The sequence below is a fragment of the Pseudomonas sp. SJZ078 genome, assembly GCF_007828255.1.
Lineage (GTDB): Bacteria > Pseudomonadota > Gammaproteobacteria > Pseudomonadales > Pseudomonadaceae > Aquipseudomonas.
Window position 1 is genome coordinate 1 of the sequence record NZ_VIUG01000042.1, and the last position, 15,348, is coordinate 15,348.

At 59.3% G+C, this 15,348-nt stretch carries 17 protein-coding genes; 10 read left to right on the forward strand and 7 right to left on the reverse strand.

Annotated elements, in window-relative coordinates:
- The first annotated feature begins 193 nt into the window (after positions 1-193).
- Entirely contained in the window at positions 194-601 is a 408-nt protein-coding gene (locus FBY02_RS25320; RefSeq protein WP_047703885.1) for an SMI1/KNR4 family protein, read from the forward strand.
- Between the two features lie 13 nt (positions 602-614).
- Here the strand turns inward: FBY02_RS25320 and FBY02_RS25325 are convergent, their stop codons facing one another.
- A complete protein-coding gene (locus tag FBY02_RS25325) occupies positions 615-2,378 on the reverse strand; it encodes a cation:proton antiporter (protein WP_144930960.1) in 1,764 nt (587 codons plus the stop codon).
- A 278-nt stretch (positions 2,379-2,656) separates the two neighbouring features.
- Between FBY02_RS25325 and FBY02_RS25330 the strand changes: the two genes are divergently transcribed.
- Positions 2,657-3,142: an acyl-CoA thioesterase gene (locus FBY02_RS25330; protein WP_144930962.1), complete on the forward strand. Its 486-nt coding sequence runs from the start codon at positions 2,657-2,659 to the stop codon at positions 3,140-3,142.
- A 130-nt stretch (positions 3,143-3,272) separates the two neighbouring features.
- Here the strand turns inward: FBY02_RS25330 and pdxY are convergent, their stop codons facing one another.
- Complete coding sequence (pdxY, locus tag FBY02_RS25335; RefSeq protein WP_144930963.1) at positions 3,273-4,145, reverse strand: pyridoxal kinase PdxY; 873 nt, start codon at positions 4,143-4,145, stop codon at positions 3,273-3,275.
- Positions 4,146-4,264: 119 nt separating this feature from the next.
- Here pdxY and FBY02_RS25340 point away from each other — a divergent pair, with 119 nt between their 5' ends.
- On the forward strand, positions 4,265-4,687 hold the full coding sequence (locus tag FBY02_RS25340; protein WP_144930965.1) for a DUF3301 domain-containing protein: 423 nt from the start codon (positions 4,265-4,267) through the stop codon (positions 4,685-4,687).
- 12 nt (positions 4,688-4,699) lie between these two features.
- Here the strand turns inward: FBY02_RS25340 and FBY02_RS25345 are convergent, their stop codons facing one another.
- Entirely contained in the window at positions 4,700-5,665 is a 966-nt protein-coding gene (locus tag FBY02_RS25345) for a GTP-binding protein (protein WP_144930967.1), read from the reverse strand.
- Between the two features lie 28 nt (positions 5,666-5,693).
- Between FBY02_RS25345 and FBY02_RS25350 the strand changes: the two genes are divergently transcribed.
- The gene (locus tag FBY02_RS25350) at positions 5,694-6,047 is read left to right on the forward strand and encodes an NADH:ubiquinone oxidoreductase (RefSeq protein ID WP_144930969.1); all 354 of its coding nucleotides are present in this window, start codon (positions 5,694-5,696) and stop codon (positions 6,045-6,047) included.
- Positions 6,048-6,049: 2 nt separating this feature from the next.
- Here FBY02_RS25350 and FBY02_RS25355 read toward each other — a convergent pair whose 3' ends face one another.
- Complete coding sequence (locus FBY02_RS25355; RefSeq protein ID WP_144931021.1) at positions 6,050-6,700, reverse strand: DUF1826 domain-containing protein; 651 nt, start codon at positions 6,698-6,700, stop codon at positions 6,050-6,052.
- Positions 6,700-7,908 (reverse strand): zinc metallochaperone GTPase ZigA, encoded by a 1,209-nt coding sequence (gene zigA, locus FBY02_RS25360; RefSeq protein WP_144930971.1) that lies wholly within the window; start codon positions 7,906-7,908, stop codon positions 6,700-6,702. The genes FBY02_RS25355 and zigA overlap by 1 nt, the downstream gene beginning before the upstream one ends.
- A gap of 149 nt (positions 7,909-8,057) precedes the next feature.
- Here zigA and FBY02_RS25365 point away from each other — a divergent pair, with 149 nt between their 5' ends.
- From FBY02_RS25365 to FBY02_RS25385, 5 genes are all read left to right on the forward strand, one after another.
- Positions 8,058-8,447 (forward strand): glutamine synthetase, encoded by a 390-nt coding sequence (locus FBY02_RS25365; protein ID WP_144930972.1) that lies wholly within the window; start codon positions 8,058-8,060, stop codon positions 8,445-8,447.
- 115 nt (positions 8,448-8,562) lie between these two features.
- Positions 8,563-9,459, forward strand: a complete 897-nt coding sequence (gene folE2, locus FBY02_RS25370; protein ID WP_144930974.1) for a GTP cyclohydrolase FolE2 — start codon at positions 8,563-8,565, stop codon at positions 9,457-9,459.
- Complete coding sequence (locus tag FBY02_RS25375) at positions 9,456-10,124, forward strand: metal ABC transporter ATP-binding protein (RefSeq protein ID WP_144930976.1); 669 nt, start codon at positions 9,456-9,458, stop codon at positions 10,122-10,124. Before folE2 ends, FBY02_RS25375 begins: the two co-directional genes overlap by 4 nt.
- Complete coding sequence (locus FBY02_RS25380; RefSeq protein WP_144930978.1) at positions 10,124-10,990, forward strand: metal ABC transporter permease; 867 nt, start codon at positions 10,124-10,126, stop codon at positions 10,988-10,990. Before FBY02_RS25375 ends, FBY02_RS25380 begins: the two co-directional genes overlap by 1 nt.
- Before the next feature lie 11 nt (positions 10,991-11,001).
- Positions 11,002-11,877, forward strand: coding sequence for a metal ABC transporter substrate-binding protein (locus FBY02_RS25385; RefSeq protein WP_144930980.1), 876 nt, complete (start codon positions 11,002-11,004; stop codon positions 11,875-11,877).
- A gap of 24 nt (positions 11,878-11,901) precedes the next feature.
- On the opposite strand, the gene FBY02_RS25390 is transcribed toward FBY02_RS25385, so the two are convergent.
- Positions 11,902-12,423 carry a DUF3617 domain-containing protein gene (locus FBY02_RS25390; RefSeq protein WP_144930982.1) on the reverse strand — a complete coding sequence of 174 codons (522 nt, stop codon included), beginning with the start codon at positions 12,421-12,423 and terminating at the stop codon, positions 11,902-11,904.
- A 140-nt stretch (positions 12,424-12,563) separates the two neighbouring features.
- Between FBY02_RS25390 and cls the strand changes: the two genes are divergently transcribed.
- Positions 12,564-14,003 (forward strand): cardiolipin synthase, encoded by a 1,440-nt coding sequence (cls, locus tag FBY02_RS25395; protein WP_144930984.1) that lies wholly within the window; start codon positions 12,564-12,566, stop codon positions 14,001-14,003.
- On the opposite strand, the gene cfaB is transcribed toward cls, so the two are convergent.
- Positions 14,000-15,187: a C17 cyclopropane fatty acid synthase CfaB gene (cfaB, locus tag FBY02_RS25400; RefSeq protein WP_144930986.1), complete on the reverse strand. Its 1,188-nt coding sequence runs from the start codon at positions 15,185-15,187 to the stop codon at positions 14,000-14,002. The genes cls and cfaB overlap by 4 nt on opposite strands.
- Positions 15,188-15,348: the final 161 nt, after the last annotated feature.

Consider the following 15,348-nt stretch of genomic DNA (forward strand, 5'->3'; position numbering starts at 1 on the left):
CCAAGGCCAGGGCGGCCGAGGACAGTGAAGATTTCCAAAACTCGGTATCCGGTAGATCGTAAGGCCGCTCCGCTTAAGTGAACAGCATTACGGCTCAAGCCGGGGTTTTCTATTTCGCGGTTGCATCTACGGCGCGCTACTGTATAAACCGCCTCATGTAAAACCGCGCCATCGAGAAAGAGGACACCCGGACGTGGAAGAAATCATCGAACAATTGCGTGAAGCCAACGAACCGGTACCGGTTCCACTGGAGTTGCCCGACGAAGACTTGCTGGTAGAGATCGAAGAGCAGTTGTTCATCGATATCCCGTTCGTCTTCAGGGAATTTCTGCTGACTGTCAGCGATGTCATCTATGGCAGCCTGGAACCGGTCACCGTTACCGATCCCAATTCCCATACCTACCTGCCGGAAGTGGCCGCCACTGCTTGGGACGCGGGTGTCGACCGCAGCCTGATCCCGATCTGCCAGGACGGCGACGATTACTACTGCGTCGAAGAAGACGGCACCGTGGTGCTCTGGCAAGCCGAAGAAGAACTGGTTGCCGAAGAAACCTGGGAGTCCGTCTGGCACTGGGCGCGGGACGTCTGGCTGGAAAGCTGATCAGCCTCAGGGATCAATGCCCGGACGACTCCTTGTGGTTGTCCAGGGTTTCCATCAAGGCCACCTGCATCCTGGTGTGCAAGCGGACAAACCAGCGCCAGAGCAATGCCGCCACGGCAGTTGCCACCACGGCGATCAACACCAGCAGCTTGTTGGTTGGCAGGATGCTTGCCGACAAGGCAGTCAATAGCAGGAAAATCACCAGCAGCGAGAGGATCGGGATCACTTCGGCGATCACCCGCCGCACCCGCTGAGTGTGACGACCGGCCATCTCGGCCTTCACGCCCATCTCCGCCAGCAGCATCGACAGCGCCTTGAGCTTGCGATAGGCAGCGATCAGGAAGGGCAGCGACAACAGCAATGCCCCGCCCCAGATCAACGCTTTCTGCCAGCTCGGGTCGCTGATCCAGTCTTGCATGTAGACCGACATCCGCTCGGCGAAATACCCGCCCGACACAAAAATCGCGATGACCAGTGCCAGGTTGATGCCCACCTGCAGCAAGATCCGCCTGATCATCGACGCGACCAACGCCCCTTCGCCCTGGGGTTGGATACTGCGCAGCCATTCACCGTACATACCCAACACCCGCGTCAGCCTTTGCGGCATGACTGCTGCCAACTTGAGGGACAACGGGTCAGCGGCGCGGATCAAGTAAGGCGTCAACAGTGTGGTCAGCACCGAGACGGCGACCGCTACCGGATAGAGGAAGTCACTGGTGACCTGCAGTGTCATCCCCAGTGAGGCGATGATGAAGGAGAACTCGCCAATCTGCGAAAGCCCCATCCCGACCCGCAGTGAGGTGCGCCCATCGTTGCCGGCGATAAAGGCGCCGAGGCCGCAGGACAACATCTTGCCCAGCACCACGGCCGCCGTGATCACGGCAATCGGCCAGGCGTACTGCAACAATATGGCCGGGTCGAGCATCAGGCCTATGGCCACGAAAAAAATCGCGCTGAACAGATCTCGCACCGGCTCTACCAGTCGCTCGATTTTCAGCAACTGCCGGGACTCGGCCATGATCGCCCCGATCAGGAACGCGCCGAGCACCATGCTGTATTCCAGTTTCACCACCAGCAGGCAGAAGCCGAAACACAACCCCAATACGGTGATCAGCAACATCTCGTTGCTGTCGAACTTCGCCACGTAGGCCAGCAGCCTCGGCACCAGCAGGATGCCGACGACCAGCGCGACGATCATGAACAAGGACAGCTTGCCGACGGTTGAGAATACCTCGCCGGAGCTTACCGTTCCGCTGACAGCGATGCTCGATAACAAGGCGATGATGCCGATGCCCAGGATGTCTTCGACGATCAGCACGCCAAAGATCAACTGCGCGAAGCGTTCGTTCTTCATCTTCAGGTCGTTGAGCGCCTTGACGATGATCGTGGTCGAGGAAATGGCCAGGATCGCGCCCAGGAACAGCGAGTCCATGGTACTCCAATCGAACCAGCGACCGATCTCATAGCCGATCCAGATCATCAGTACGATTTCGAGGAACGCCGCGATAAATGCCGTGGCGCCGACCTTGAACAGCTTGCGCAGGCTGAACTCCAGGCCCAGGCAGAACATGAGGAAGATCACACCGAGCTCGGCAAGGGTCTTGATGGTGTCTTCGTCATGGATGAAGCCGAACGGCGGCGTATGGGGGCCGATGAGAAAACCGGCAACGATATAGCCCAGCACCACCGGTTGTTTGAAACGATGAAAGAGCACGGTCACCAACCCGGCTGCCATCATGATGATTGCCAGGTCTTGAATGAAATTGATGGCATGCATCGGTCGGGCTCCCTGATCAAAATGACTCACCGCCAAATTGGATAAGTCCACTTCCCTTGTAGGAAATGCCCTTGCGATGGGCTTTTGCAGGTTAACACCGCGACTTCCGACAAAAAGACGGTGCAATATATGGAAACAGATCCATCGACGCGTGACGGCAACCACAGGCCCAACGTCCCGATAACGGTGGTTTTGAAAAACCTGATGGCCTATGGGCCAACGACCAGCGCCCGCAGAGGTGCACTCCCTGAATTGCTGCCTTGAACCGTGAGTACGTTATGGAACCCGGAAACGCCCAACTGTCGATGACGGTGTTGATGACCCCCGATATGGCCAACTTCTCTGGCAATGTCCATGGCGGCACCCTGCTCAAATACCTCGACGAAGTCGCCTACGCTTGTGCCAGCCGCTATGCGGGACGCTACGTGGTGACCTTGTCGGTGGATCAGGTGATCTTTCGCGAACCCATTCATGTCGGCGAATTGGTGACGTTCCTGGCGTCGGTGAACTACACCGGCAACACCTCGATGGAAGTCGGCATCAAGGTCGTGACCGAAAACATTCGCGAACGCTCGGTACGCCACACCAACAGCTGCTTCTTCACCATGGTTGCGGTGGATGACCAGCGTAAACCCGCGGCTGTCCCGCCCTTGCAACCGCAGAACAGCGAAGCAAAACGCCGCTACGAACAAGCGAAGCAGCGCCGGCAGATCCGTCAGGAACTGGAGAGGCGCTATCAGGAGATCAAAGCGGACGGGCCTTAACAGGCAGACAAAATGTGGGAGCGGGCTTGCTCGCGAATGCGTCGTCAAATCCAACATCGAAGTTGACTGCTATACCGTATTCGCGAGCAAGCCCGCCCCCACAAGGATTACCGTTGGCGCTTCAACCCCATCAAAAACTGATTGGCACCGCCTCGAACCTCACCCGCGGATGAGCGATCCGGTCCTGGGCCCGAACCAGCTCCAGCTCATAGCTGGCGCAAGCCTGGGTTTCCAACAGTACCTCGTGCACCGCCGCCGCGGTGAACTCGAAGGCCGCCACCAAGCTGTCTCCCAACAGGACCCGCGCCAGGAACAGCCCTGACGTCAGGTCACCCACGCCCACTGGCTGACGAGGGAACGCCAGCAGGGGACGGCTCAGGTGCCAACTGCCATCGGCGGTCACCAACAGCATCTCGAAGCGATCCTCGGGCTTGCCGGGGTAGGCCAGGTGCTTGACCAGAACAGCCTTCGGTCCGCGCGCCAGGAGTGCGCGGGCCATGGCGAGGCAGTCGAGCAGCGACTGCGCCTTGCGCCCCGAGAAGCTATCCAGTTCCAGTTGATTAGGGCACATGAGGTCAGCCACCGCCGCTGCCTCATCCAACAGGAACTCACTGACCTCGGGCGCCACGATACACCCCTTCTCCGGGTGCCCCATGACCGGATCGCACAGATACAGCGCTCTGGGATTGGCGGCCTTGATCCGAGCCACGCCCGTCAGAATCGCTCGCCCCTGGGCGGCACTGCCCAGATAGCCGGACAGCACCCCGTCGCAGTTACCCAGTTCACCAATCGCTGCGATGCCTTCGACCAATGCCGGTATCTGCTGCGACGCGAGCACTTCGCCGGCCCATTGGCCGTACTGGGTGTGATTGGAGAATTGCACGGTATTGAGCGGCCAGACATTCACGCCGACACGCTGCATGGGAAATACCGCAGCGCTGTTGCCTGCGTGGCCGAATACCACATGGGACTGGATGGCAAGCAGATGAGGCGTCCGTTTCATGGGAGGTTTTTCCGTAAAACGATTGAAATTCAAGCCGCGCAGTATGCGACTAAACGCAGCCTGTACGACAGACCGGCGACACAGTTAAGCTGACAGCAACTTGTGGGAGCACTTCGTTCATGCTGACTCTTGGAAACATTTTCGTGCTAATGCTGCTGGCTACCGGCGGCGCCTGGTTGTGGCACAACCATGGCTTGCGCGAACGGGCCCTGGCGAGGGTCGTGCAGCATTGCGCCAATCTCAAGATCGAGCTGCTGGACGGCAACGTAGCGCTGAAGAAAATCGGTTTCGTGAAGGATGGCAGCGGGCGGCGAAGGCTGGCCCGTGTCTACAATTTCGAGTTCACCGTCACCGGTGAATCCCGTCATGCGGGCACCATTACCCAGTTTGGCGCCCACAGTGCGCAGATCGAACTCGCGCCATATCCGATGCCCTTCGAAGAAACAGCTGAAACACCGATTGAACCGATCCAGACCCGGCCTCGGGCCGAGGTCATCGAGTTGAGCCAATGGCGCCAGGAACATAACAAGTGGAAGCCTTGAAACAGCTCTGATTCAGGGAAGCCGGCAGTTCGCCAGGCCGGCTTGCAGCGCCACAACGTCCTGCGGCTTGGAGAAAATCAGTTCGAGCCGCGAATCCTGGCGCCATTCGCTGGCTTGCCAAGTCAGCGCTTCCTCATCCAGCGCATTGGCCGACACCCAGCCATCAACGCTGTGGATAACCAGCTTCGCCCGTCTCCAGTTCCCGTCCTGCAACCATTCCGTCAGAGCCGCCGTATCGAAGCACTGGCTCGGGTGCCAACGCCAGCCGATGCTCCAACCTTCTTCCCGTTGCTGATGCAGGCAGATCGGCAACGTCGGATCGGTCCAGATCGCCGGCATCTGGCCCACACCCTTGGAGAGATTGAAGTTATCCACAGCGCCACTGCCCCGCACAGCAAATCCCGGCAGCCTGTCGAGGGGCAATACAGCCTGCTGCGTCCAGTGCTGTGCAAGAGGCGGTAGTTGGGCGGTAACGCGGGCACGGTCGGTTTCATTGAGGCCTTCGGACTTGTTCAGCACCAGCACTCCGGCATGGGCCAGCGCTTGCTGCTGCGCCTCGGGCAAGGGCCTGCCTTGGGCCAGCGCCCCGGCATCCAGGATCATCACACAGGGCTGGACCACCAGCACGCCGAGCCACGGCGGCTGCTGGAGTTGCCGCAGCAGTTGCGCAGGATGCCCCAGGCCGGACGGCTCGATAAACAGCCGGTCCGGTCGCGCCTTGCGCAGCAGGCGGCCGAGACCGATCTGAAACGGCGCACCGTTGACACAGCACAAGCAACCCCCAGCCACCTCTCCCAGTGCGATACCATCGGCCGCCTGAGTCAGCAAGGCAGCATCCAGGCCGATCTGGCCGAACTCGTTGATCAGTACCGCCCAGCGCTCATCGGCCGGGCGCTGGGCCAGCAGTTGCCTGATCAGGCTGGTCTTGCCGGCCCCCAAGGAACCGGCAATGACATGGGTGGGGATGTTCTGCAACATACTCGGCGACTTTTGGTGGAGGTGAACGATGCGGATAATCGGTTGGTGCTTGTTGGCGCTGATCTCGGACCAGGCACTGGCCCAGGCTTGCGTGGTTCACAGTCAAGCGGAGCGGCTCGATGTGCAAGTCTGCCAGCAGAATCGCAACATCCCGCCCAAGCTGTTCGCCGACGGCTTCTGCCAACCGGACCTTGCCGGGCAGAAAATCGAGGTGCAATACGTCGATCAGTGTCCCGGCGGTGCCTTTGGCATCTGCAGCAACGCCCAAGTCGCCAATATGCCTTACCGCCAGGATATTCACTATTACGGCGTCGCCACCGACGCCGCTTATCTCAAGCCGTTTTGTGAAGGGAAAAGCCAGGGTACCTGGGTCAAGCCTTAGTTTCAGGCCAACCAGTCCAGCGTGAGAATCAACCGACGTTCCCCCGGGGCCGGCTCCGGCGAGCGATGAATCAGGCCGAAGCCTTCGTTACCCAGCCATTTCTCACCCTTGAGCAGCGCCACCGCGCCGCTGCACAGTTGCTGGATCATCTGCCGATCACGAGGCTCGGCGTCAGGTTGAGCCAGCCGTCGACGATCTATGACGCCTTCCTCGAGCCATTCGCTGCCAGCACCGGCATACGTTGTGATCAGCCGCACCGGTACATGGTCGACGTGAAAACGTGGGCACATGGCCTTGTCCAGCGTCCGCAGGCGCAGGCCGACCCGCTTGGCACCCAGCAGGCAGGCGAAAGCGCTGACCAGCCAGGCGACATCGGCAACGAAGCCTTCATAGCCGTGCAGGTCGCTGAAGCCGGCGGCAAGTCCCTTCAGCTCAGGGTGAGTGTCCTCCTCAGGCATATCGAGTACCCGCGACTCGGCCAGCGGTTGATCCATTGAAAGCACCAATGCCGCAAAATCACTGATGTGCGCCGGAAGTTGACGCTGCCAGACCGCCAGGTTGGTGCCGTCCTCCAGAATCTGCGCCAGGATCCGCGGCGTATCGCCCCGGACCTGTCGAACCCGGGGTGCTCGTTTCAGGCTCGGCGCCAGCATCATGCCGCGACCTCGTCATGCCAGGAGCCAAACGGATCCGGCAAAAAGCGCCACCCCTCGATGCCCAGGGCCATTTCCTCCTCTGTGAGCAGGCACCCGTCCAGTTCCTCAGTGAGCTGCTCGAAGTCGATGTTCTGGCCGATGAATACCAACTCCTGGCGGCAATCCCCGGTGTCGGGCAGCCAGTTTTTCATGATCGCGGCGGTGCTTTCCGCATCCTGGGGCCAATGGTTCCTGGGCACGAACCGCCACCATCGTCCGGCAAAGCCATGCCGCATCAACCCGCCGGCCTGGGACCAACTGCCCGCCTCCTCGGGTTTACTGGCGAGCCAGAAGAAGCCTTTGGAGCGCAGCAGCTTGCCGTTGATCCAGGGACGCTCTATCAGATCGAAGAAGCGCTGGGGATGGAAAGGCCGGCGCGCCCGGTAGACTGTCGAAGCGATGCCGTATTCCTCGGTTTCAGGCACGTGCTCGCCACGCAACGCCTGCAGCCAGCCGGGGGCTTGAGCCGCGCGTTCGAAATCAAAGCGACCGGTGTCGAGAATTTCTCCCAGCTGCACCTGCCCCATGACCATGGGCATAATCTTCGCGTGAGCATTGAGACGCTTGAGGATAGCCATCAGCTCTTCCCGTTCGTGGCGGCTGATCAGATCGATCTTGCTGACCAGAATTACGTCGGCGAACTCGATCTGCTCGATCAGCAGATCCGTGATCGAACGCTCATCTTCCTCTCCCAGGGTTTCGCCCCGTGATGCCAGGTTCTCGGCTGCATGGAAATCCGGCAGGAAATTTATCCCATCGACCACAGTGACCATGGTGTCGAGCCGTGCGACATCGGCCAGGCTTCGACCTTCTTCATCGCGGAAGGTGAAAGTCTCAGCCACCGGCAAGGGTTCGGAAATACCAGTGGACTCAATCAGCAGGTAATCGAAGCGTCCTTCCCTGGCGAGATGCCCCACCTCTTCGAGCAGATCCTCGCGCAGCGTGCAGCAAATGCACCCGTTGCTCATCTCCACCAGCTTTTCTTCGGCGCGGTTCAGGCTGACATCACGCTGAACTTCGCTGCCATCGATGTTGATTTCGCTCATATCGTTGACGATCACCGCCACGCGCAGGTTGTCACGATTTCGCAAGACATGATTAAGCAGCGTGCTTTTGCCGGCACCGAGAAACCCGGAGAGCACGGTTACGGGGAGGCGATTGGGCATCAGGTATATCCTCATCGGACGGCCGTGTTGGAAGGTGTGTTTGCGGTGCATGTAGGTCAGGCTGCCGCTCGGTCAAAGCGGTTTAGTTTATGTTATAGTATAACTATAAATTCTCGCTAGCCCGAGATCCAGCTGATTGAGAACCGTTAATGCGCATTCTTTTGAAATTCGTATTCGCAGGCCCGCTGCTGTCATGCGCCATGGCGGTCTCTGCTCAGACCCCGTTATTGGCGAACTGCACTCGCAGCGCGAATTTGCTCGCCTGTTCTGACGAGCAAGGGAATGCCTATAGCGTCATGACGGCCGGGAATACGGTTTATTTGCGCGGTTTCGAGAGGGTAGGAAAGCGTCATTGGGCGCAAACGACCAATCGTTATGGGCAGTTGACCTTCTTCACAGGCTTAGCCTCCGACGGTGAAGCCTGGGTCGGCTATAGCCGCCGTGTCGGTTGGACAACACTGAATCGTTTTTCCAGCTCGGGTGGGACGGCTGGTAAATTCATCTGCGGGCGCGTGAACGGCTGCCAGGAGTCGCGCTGATGTTTCACGTGGAACGAACGTGAAGAGCAGCATTAAACTCTATTCATGAAAAAGATCTGGTTGATTTTATTGTTACACTATAACATTAAATTCGCCCCCACGACGGATCTTGATCATGAACGCGTTTACGCTTCCAGACATTGCTGCCCAAGCTTCGCGCCAAGCCTTGCCTCTCGATTGGGTGGGCATGTGCGGTGTTGCCTTGCCTGTGTTGATCGATGGTCAACAATTGAGCGCCACCGCCGACGTTGGCGTCAGTCTCGACGATGAAGAAGCTCGCGGTATTCATATGTCCCGCCTGTACCTGGCGCTGGAGATGCTGGAGAATTCGCCGTTGTCTCCTCCGCTGTTGCACCGTACTTTGCAACAATTCCTGGACAGCCATGAGGGCCTGTCCCAAGCCGCATCCCTGACCATTCATACCGAACTGATGCTCAAGCGTCCCGCCCTCGTCAGCCCGCTCTCAGGTTGGAAGCGCTATCCAATCAGTATCGAAGCTCACCTGAAACACGCAGTGTTCCACGTGGAACTGAACATCCAACTTCCATATTCATCCACCTGTCCATGTTCGGCGGCCCTCGCCAGACAACTGATACAGCAGCAATTCGTGGGGGATTTCGCCAATAAAGCCGTGGAACACGAAGAGGTTCTGGCCTGGCTGGGTTCTACGGAAGGCATCGTGGCCACTCCCCACAGTCAACGCAGCTTCGCATCCTTGAAGGTTCGGTTGAACCCGGGCATCAACCATCTACCGCTGTCGGCATTCATCAACCAAGCCGAAGCAGCCTTGGGCACCGCGGTACAAACCGCAGTCAAACGCGCCGACGAACAAGCATTCGCCCTCGCCAATGGCCAGAACCTGATGTTCTGCGAGGACGCTGCACGACGATTGAGCCTTGCCTTGAGACAGTCTCCCGAAGTCATGGCCTTGAATGTGCGCGTCGTTCACGCAGAAAGTCTGCATGCCCATGACGCCGTGGCGCAGAGCCGCTGGGCTCGGGAGGCAGCATGATCCATTGTCAGGCTTTGCGCTGGGGCCCTCCGGGTCGCCCTCTCACTCCCGAGCTGCACCTGGAGCGCCCTGCCGGCAGCCTGACGGCGGTTATCGGCGCCAACGGTTCGGGCAAGAGCAGCCTGCTGAAAATCCTTGCCGGGCTGCAAAAGCCTCTGTCCGGAAAAATCACGCTGACAGTTCCACGGCGGGGCGGCGTGTCGTTCCTGCCGCAACAGCAACACCTGGATCGACAATTTCCTATCAGCCTTCAAGAGTTGGTGGCGGCAGGGGCTTGGGGCAGTCGGCAGACACCGGCCGAGCGGAGCCGGCGACTCGGAACGGTGCTGGAGAACTGGGCTCTGACTGGCCTGGAAAATCGTCCGCTCATGGCATTGTCCGGAGGCGAATTACAACGTGCCCTGCTCGCTCGCCTGAGCCTGGCCGAAGCGCCATTGCTGTTGCTCGATGAACCCCATGCGGCACTCGACGAAGAAGGCCAGGCGTTGATGTGGAAACATATCCACGGCTGGCATGCCGAGGGCCGTACCCTGGTGGTGGTGTGCCATGACCTTGCCGCTGTACGCCAGCATATTCCCCACACGTTATTGGTCAGCCAAGCGGGCTGCACGTTAGGTCGCAGTGTCGATGTGATCACCCAACAACCTCATATGAAGGTGGCTTGATGCTCGCGGCCACCCACCTCTGGCAGCCCTTCCAAGAATTCATCTTCATGCGCCGGGCTTTGCTGGGCGGCTTGGTATTGGCCTGCAGCACAGCACCGTTGGGAGTATTTCTGATCCTGCGTCGCATGAGCCTGATCGGCGACGCCGTCGCCCACGGTATTCTGCCCGGCGCCGCACTGGGCTTCTGGTTCGCCGGTCTAAGCCTGCCGGCCTTGACGCTGGGAGGCCTCGGCGCAGGCCTGGGCATGGCCGGTCTCGCGGCTTGGGTGACACGCCGGACCGGCCTACGGGAAGATGCCAGTCTCGCAGCGATTTATCCCATCTCCCTGGCGGCCGGCGTGTTGATTCTCGGCATGGCCGGCAAACGTCTGGATCTACTACACCTGCTGTTCGGTTCTGCCTTGGCAGTGGACGGCCCGACACTGACCGGCATGCTTTGGGTATCGGCGGCCAGCCTGATTGCCATGGCGCTGATCTACCGCCCCCTGTTGCTCGACACTCTGGATCCGCTGTTTCTACAAACCGTCAGCCGTCTCGGCCCGTTGGCCCACGGTGTATTCCTGACCCTGGTGGTGCTGAACCTGGTGATCGGCTTCCAAGCCATTGGCGCTCTCATGGTGGTCGGCCTGATGATGTTGCCGGCCGCTTCCTCGCGGTTCTGGAGCCGTCGCTTGCCGGCCCTGATGACCATCGCGGCGCTGCTCGGTTGCCTCTCGGTCTGGTTCGGCCTGTTGCTGTCCTTCTATTTCTCTCTACCCAGCGGCCCGGCCATCGTGCTGGTTGCAGGGGCGTTGTATCTGTTGTCCCTGTTATTCGGTCCGGTGCACGGTCTGCTGCGCCGCCCGCCCTTACTCACATCCCCATGAGGTGTTTCCCGATGCGCGCCCTGCTCGTGCTGTTCAGTCTGATGCTGTCGATGTCCTTGTCCGCCGCCGAGAAACTTCAGGTGGTCACCAGCTTCAGCATTCTCGCCGACATGACCCGACAGGTCGGTGGCGAGCATATCCAGATCACCAACATGGTCGGACCGGATGCCGATGCGCACACGTACGAACCGACGCCGGACGATGCCAAGGCGCTGCTCGGCGCAAAATTGATCATCAAGAATGGATTGGGCTTCGAGCCGTGGCTGGATCGCCTGGTCACCAGCACGGAAACCCGTGCCCCGGTCATCAGCGCCAGTCGCGGCGTGATCCCACGGTCGCTGGATGAAGACGGTGAAACCATCCCCGACCCGCACGCGTGGCACAACCTGGCGAATGCCGAGCTATATGTGCACAACATCACCAAGGCGCTGGAAGCCGCCGACCCGGCTAACAAAGCCGATTATGAACGCAACAGCCAAGCGTACCTGAAGAAAATCTACACGCTGCTCGCGGATGCCAAGGCCAAGCTCGGTTCCCTACCGCCAGGAAATCGCAAGATCGTGACGTCCCACGATGCATTCGGTTACCTGGGTCAGGCCTATGGCATCGACTTCATGGCACCCCAGGGATTGTCCACCGAGCGAGAACCGTCAGCTGCCGAAGTCGCAGCACTGATTACCCAGATTCGTCAGGCACACGTCAAAGCGGTGTTCATGGAAAACATCAAGGACGCCCGCCTGCTCAAGCAGATCGCCGATGAAAGCGGCGCGCACATCGGTGGCACGCTGTATTCCGATGCCCTTGCCGCCAACGGGCCGGCCAGTACCTTCACCGGCCTGTTCGAATACAACCTCAAGACGCTGTACGACGCCTTGTCCAAACCATAGCCATCTGTTTCACCTGCGCAGCGGTCAAGCTCTCGGCTTGACCGTTCCGCAATCCTGCCCCAACCACACGGCACGGGTATCGAGGCTGCCATTCTGCTGAATGCCGGTGGCATTGAAGGTGCCATTGACCTTGGTAGTAAATTCACGATCGCTCTGGAATGTGGCGACACCATTGCCTTGGGCTTTCGGGCAACTGAAGCGAAACTTCCACTGGTTGCCGGTGCGCTCGGTGATCTGCTGTTTGCACCCCGACTGCGGATCTTGCAGCGGGATGTCATTGGTCTGAACTTGCGCCGGCGTCAGGCAGACCCGAATCCCCTTCCCGCCCATGGTAATGCCCTGCTTTTCCAGCATCGCCCGTTGCTCCGGGGTGATCTGGTTCTGCAACTGGCCGAGGATCAGTTGCAGGTCTGGCAGGTTCTGGTTATCGACCTTCATATTACTTGTAGTCAACTCCCACAAGCCTGGCTGAAGCATCTGCGCCTGAGCCGCCACAGGAACCGATAAGCCAACCGCCAAGGCCAAACCCAGCAGACGAACATTCATTGCAAGAACTCCAGAGGACAAGTGGCCGTTAGACGCCGCTCACAGGCTTCGGTTCAGGCTCGGCGACAGTGAATTAAATAGCGACATTCGTCATGGAACATGGTCTGTTAAGCATTGAAACTTCAGGAGCAAGGCTGCCCATGGATTATTTTGGACCGCATGTTTTCGGTTACCTGATTGCGTTGCTTCATACCCTGGGCTCCATCGCCGCGGTGCATGCGGTCCTGACGGTACGCACCGCCCAAGGCTCGATTGCCTGGGCGCTGTCCCTGGTATTTATTCCCTACCTGACGTTGATTCCTTATCTGGTGTTCGGCCGCAGTACCTTCGACGGCTACATCAAGGCACGCCGCCAAGCCAACGAAGAAATGCGCAAAGCCGTGTCCGAGCTGAACTGGCGCCCATGGGTCGAAGAGGCCCTGACTGCCCGTGCCTCCCAGGCCTACGCCTCGCTACGGGCCATGCCCAAACTGGGGCGGACGCCCTGCCTGGCGAACAACGAGGTACGTCTGCTCGTCAACGGTCACGACACCTTCGAAGCCATTTTCCAGGCTATCGATAACGCCCGGGAAGCTGTACTGATCCAGTTCTTCATCATTCATGACGACCGGCTGGGTCGGCGCCTGCAAGCGTTACTTCTGAAGAAAGCCGCCGAAGGCGTGGCGGTTTATCTGTTGTATGACCGAATCGGCAGCCACTCCCTGCCCCATCGCTATGTCCAGGCGTTGCGCGACGGAGGTATCCACGTCAAGGCATTCGCGACCCGCAGTGGCTGGCTCAACCGCTTCCAGGTCAATTTTCGCAACCACCGCAAGATCGTTGCGGTGGACGGCGTATTGGGGTTCATCGGTGGGCACAATGTGGGCGACGAATACCTGGGAGAAATGCCGCCATTGTCGCCGTGGCGCGACACCCATGTCGAAGTGCGTGGCCCCGTAGTGGCGAGCATGCAGGAATCATTTGCCGAAGACTGGTTCTGGGCTGCCCGGTCGTTGCCGCCGCTGATCTTGCCGGACACCTACCCCGATGACGGCGTGCTCTGTCAGTTGCTGGCCAGCGGACCGGCGGATGCTCAGGAAACCTGCTCGCTTTTTTTCGTCGAAGCCATTCATGCGGCCAGCGAACGGGTCTGGATCACCACGCCTTACTTCATTCCCGACGAGTCGGTATTCGCTGCGTTACGCCTCGCGGTGCTGCGCGGGGTGGATGTGCGCATCCTCTTGCCTTCACGACCGGACCATAAGATCGTCTACGCCGCTTCCAGCCTGTATGCATTCGAAGCGGTGCGCGCCGGTGTGCGCGTCTTGCGCTACGAGCCAGGTTTCCTGCATCAGAAAGTAGTACTGATCGACCGGGAAATCAGCGCTATCGGCAGTGCTAACCTGGACAATCGTTCGTTCCGGTTGAATTTCGAAGTGATGCTGCTGACGGTGGATATTCCGTTCGCCACCGAGGTCGAGCAGATGCTTGAAAAAGACTTCGCTCAAGCCCGCGAAATCGCCAAAGAAGAAAGCCGGGAAACCCACCGCCTGCAGAAAGTCGGCATGCGGATCGCCCGGCTTATTTCGCCGATACTTTAAGGCGTGTAGATATCGTCACGGGTCCAGGGCAAATCATGGCTGCCATCGGCGTATGCTTTTACAGCCAGGATCTGATGCAGATTGATCCAGCCCTTGGCGAACGCATAGGCGCATCCGGCCAGGTACAGGCGCCAAATCCGCAGCGCCTGCTCCGGCACCTCTTTCGACGCGGCCTCCAGATTGTCTTCGAGCCGCTCGCTCCAGTGATCCAGCGTGCGGGCGTAGTGCAGGCGCAAGCTCTCCACATCGACGATCTCCAACCCTGCCTCGCTGATCTGCGCTGAAATCATCGACAGGTGCGGCAGCTCGCCATTGGGAAAAACGTACTTCTCGATAAAGTCCCCGGCACCACGGCCGACCGGACGGCCATCGGTATGTTTGGCCGTGATGCCATGGTTCATCACCAGCCCACCCTCGCGGACCGCGCCAAACAGCGTTTTGCAGTACTGTTCCAGATTGGCGTGCCCCACATGCTCGAACATGCCGACGCTGACCACCTTGTCGAAGCGGCCGTCCTGCGGGAGGTCCCGGTAATCCAGCAACTGCAACTCCACCTGATCCTCCAGGCCCTCCCCTTTGACCCGCTCCCGGGCGAGGGCAAGTTGCGCTTTGCTCAAAGTGATACCGAACACCTTGACGCCGAATTCCCGCGCCGCATAACGCGCCAAACCGCCCCAGCCACAGCCGACATCCAGCAGGTACTCACCGGGCTGGAGGCGCAGTTTCCGGCACAGGTGGCGGAACTTGGCTTGTTGGGCCTGCTCGATGGTTTCGCTGCCCGTCTCGAAATAGGCGCAGGAATAGGCCATGTCGCTGTCGAGCCACAGTTGATAAAACGCGTTGGAAAGATCGTAGTGGTAGGAAATCGCCTTGGCGTCGGTTTCCTTATCGTGGACTGAACGTACCGGCAGGCTATCGTCTTCTTCGTTCACCAGAGCCTGGCTCCATTCATCACAGACCCGGATCACTTCGCTGATCGAGCCTTCGAGCTCAAGCTTGCCTTCGACAAACGCCGCCCCTAGCGCGTCCAGGCTGGGATGGGTCAGTTGCGCGACCATCTGTGGGTCCTTGACCACGATCGTGACGCTGGGATCGGCACCCAGCGTGAATTCATGGCCGTCCCAGAGTCGCAGCCGAAGCGATAGTTGGAGATTTTGTAAAGCCGGTGGAAGTTGCGCGAGCATGAAATATCCCCCTTGTTTCAGACGTCTGAAATGAGGGTAGACCATCGTAGAAAAATAGCAGGCTATCGAATTTATAGCCTTTTTCTATCGTCGCCCGAATTCACTCCATGAGCCGGTACTGCCAACTGTATGCACCCTCTTCCACCATGGACTACAAGTTC

Coding starts and splice junctions, on each gene's coding strand:
- cfaB (WP_144930986.1), bottom strand. CDS start 15,187: ATGCTCGCGCAACTTCCACCGGCTTTACAAAATCTCCAACTATCGCTT.
- pdxY (WP_144930963.1), bottom strand. CDS start 4,145: ATGAAACGGACGCCTCATCTGCTTGCCATCCAGTCCCATGTGGTATTC.
- FBY02_RS25385 (WP_144930980.1), top strand. CDS start 11,002: ATGCGCGCCCTGCTCGTGCTGTTCAGTCTGATGCTGTCGATGTCCTTG.
- FBY02_RS25375 (WP_144930976.1), top strand. CDS start 9,456: ATGATCCATTGTCAGGCTTTGCGCTGGGGCCCTCCGGGTCGCCCTCTC.
- cls (WP_144930984.1), top strand. CDS start 12,564: ATGGATTATTTTGGACCGCATGTTTTCGGTTACCTGATTGCGTTGCTT.
- FBY02_RS25325 (WP_144930960.1), bottom strand. CDS start 2,378: ATGCATGCCATCAATTTCATTCAAGACCTGGCAATCATCATGATGGCA.
- folE2 (WP_144930974.1), top strand. CDS start 8,563: ATGAACGCGTTTACGCTTCCAGACATTGCTGCCCAAGCTTCGCGCCAA.
- FBY02_RS25380 (WP_144930978.1), top strand. CDS start 10,124: ATGCTCGCGGCCACCCACCTCTGGCAGCCCTTCCAAGAATTCATCTTC.
- FBY02_RS25365 (WP_144930972.1), top strand. CDS start 8,058: ATGCGCATTCTTTTGAAATTCGTATTCGCAGGCCCGCTGCTGTCATGC.
- FBY02_RS25390 (WP_144930982.1), bottom strand. CDS start 12,423: ATGAATGTTCGTCTGCTGGGTTTGGCCTTGGCGGTTGGCTTATCGGTT.
- FBY02_RS25345 (WP_144930967.1), bottom strand. CDS start 5,665: ATGTTGCAGAACATCCCCACCCATGTCATTGCCGGTTCCTTGGGGGCC.
- zigA (WP_144930971.1), bottom strand. CDS start 7,908: ATGCCCAATCGCCTCCCCGTAACCGTGCTCTCCGGGTTTCTCGGTGCC.
- FBY02_RS25355 (WP_144931021.1), bottom strand. CDS start 6,700: ATGCTGGCGCCGAGCCTGAAACGAGCACCCCGGGTTCGACAGGTCCGG.
- FBY02_RS25350 (WP_144930969.1), top strand. CDS start 5,694: ATGCGGATAATCGGTTGGTGCTTGTTGGCGCTGATCTCGGACCAGGCA.
- FBY02_RS25340 (WP_144930965.1), top strand. CDS start 4,265: ATGCTGACTCTTGGAAACATTTTCGTGCTAATGCTGCTGGCTACCGGC.
- FBY02_RS25330 (WP_144930962.1), top strand. CDS start 2,657: ATGGAACCCGGAAACGCCCAACTGTCGATGACGGTGTTGATGACCCCC.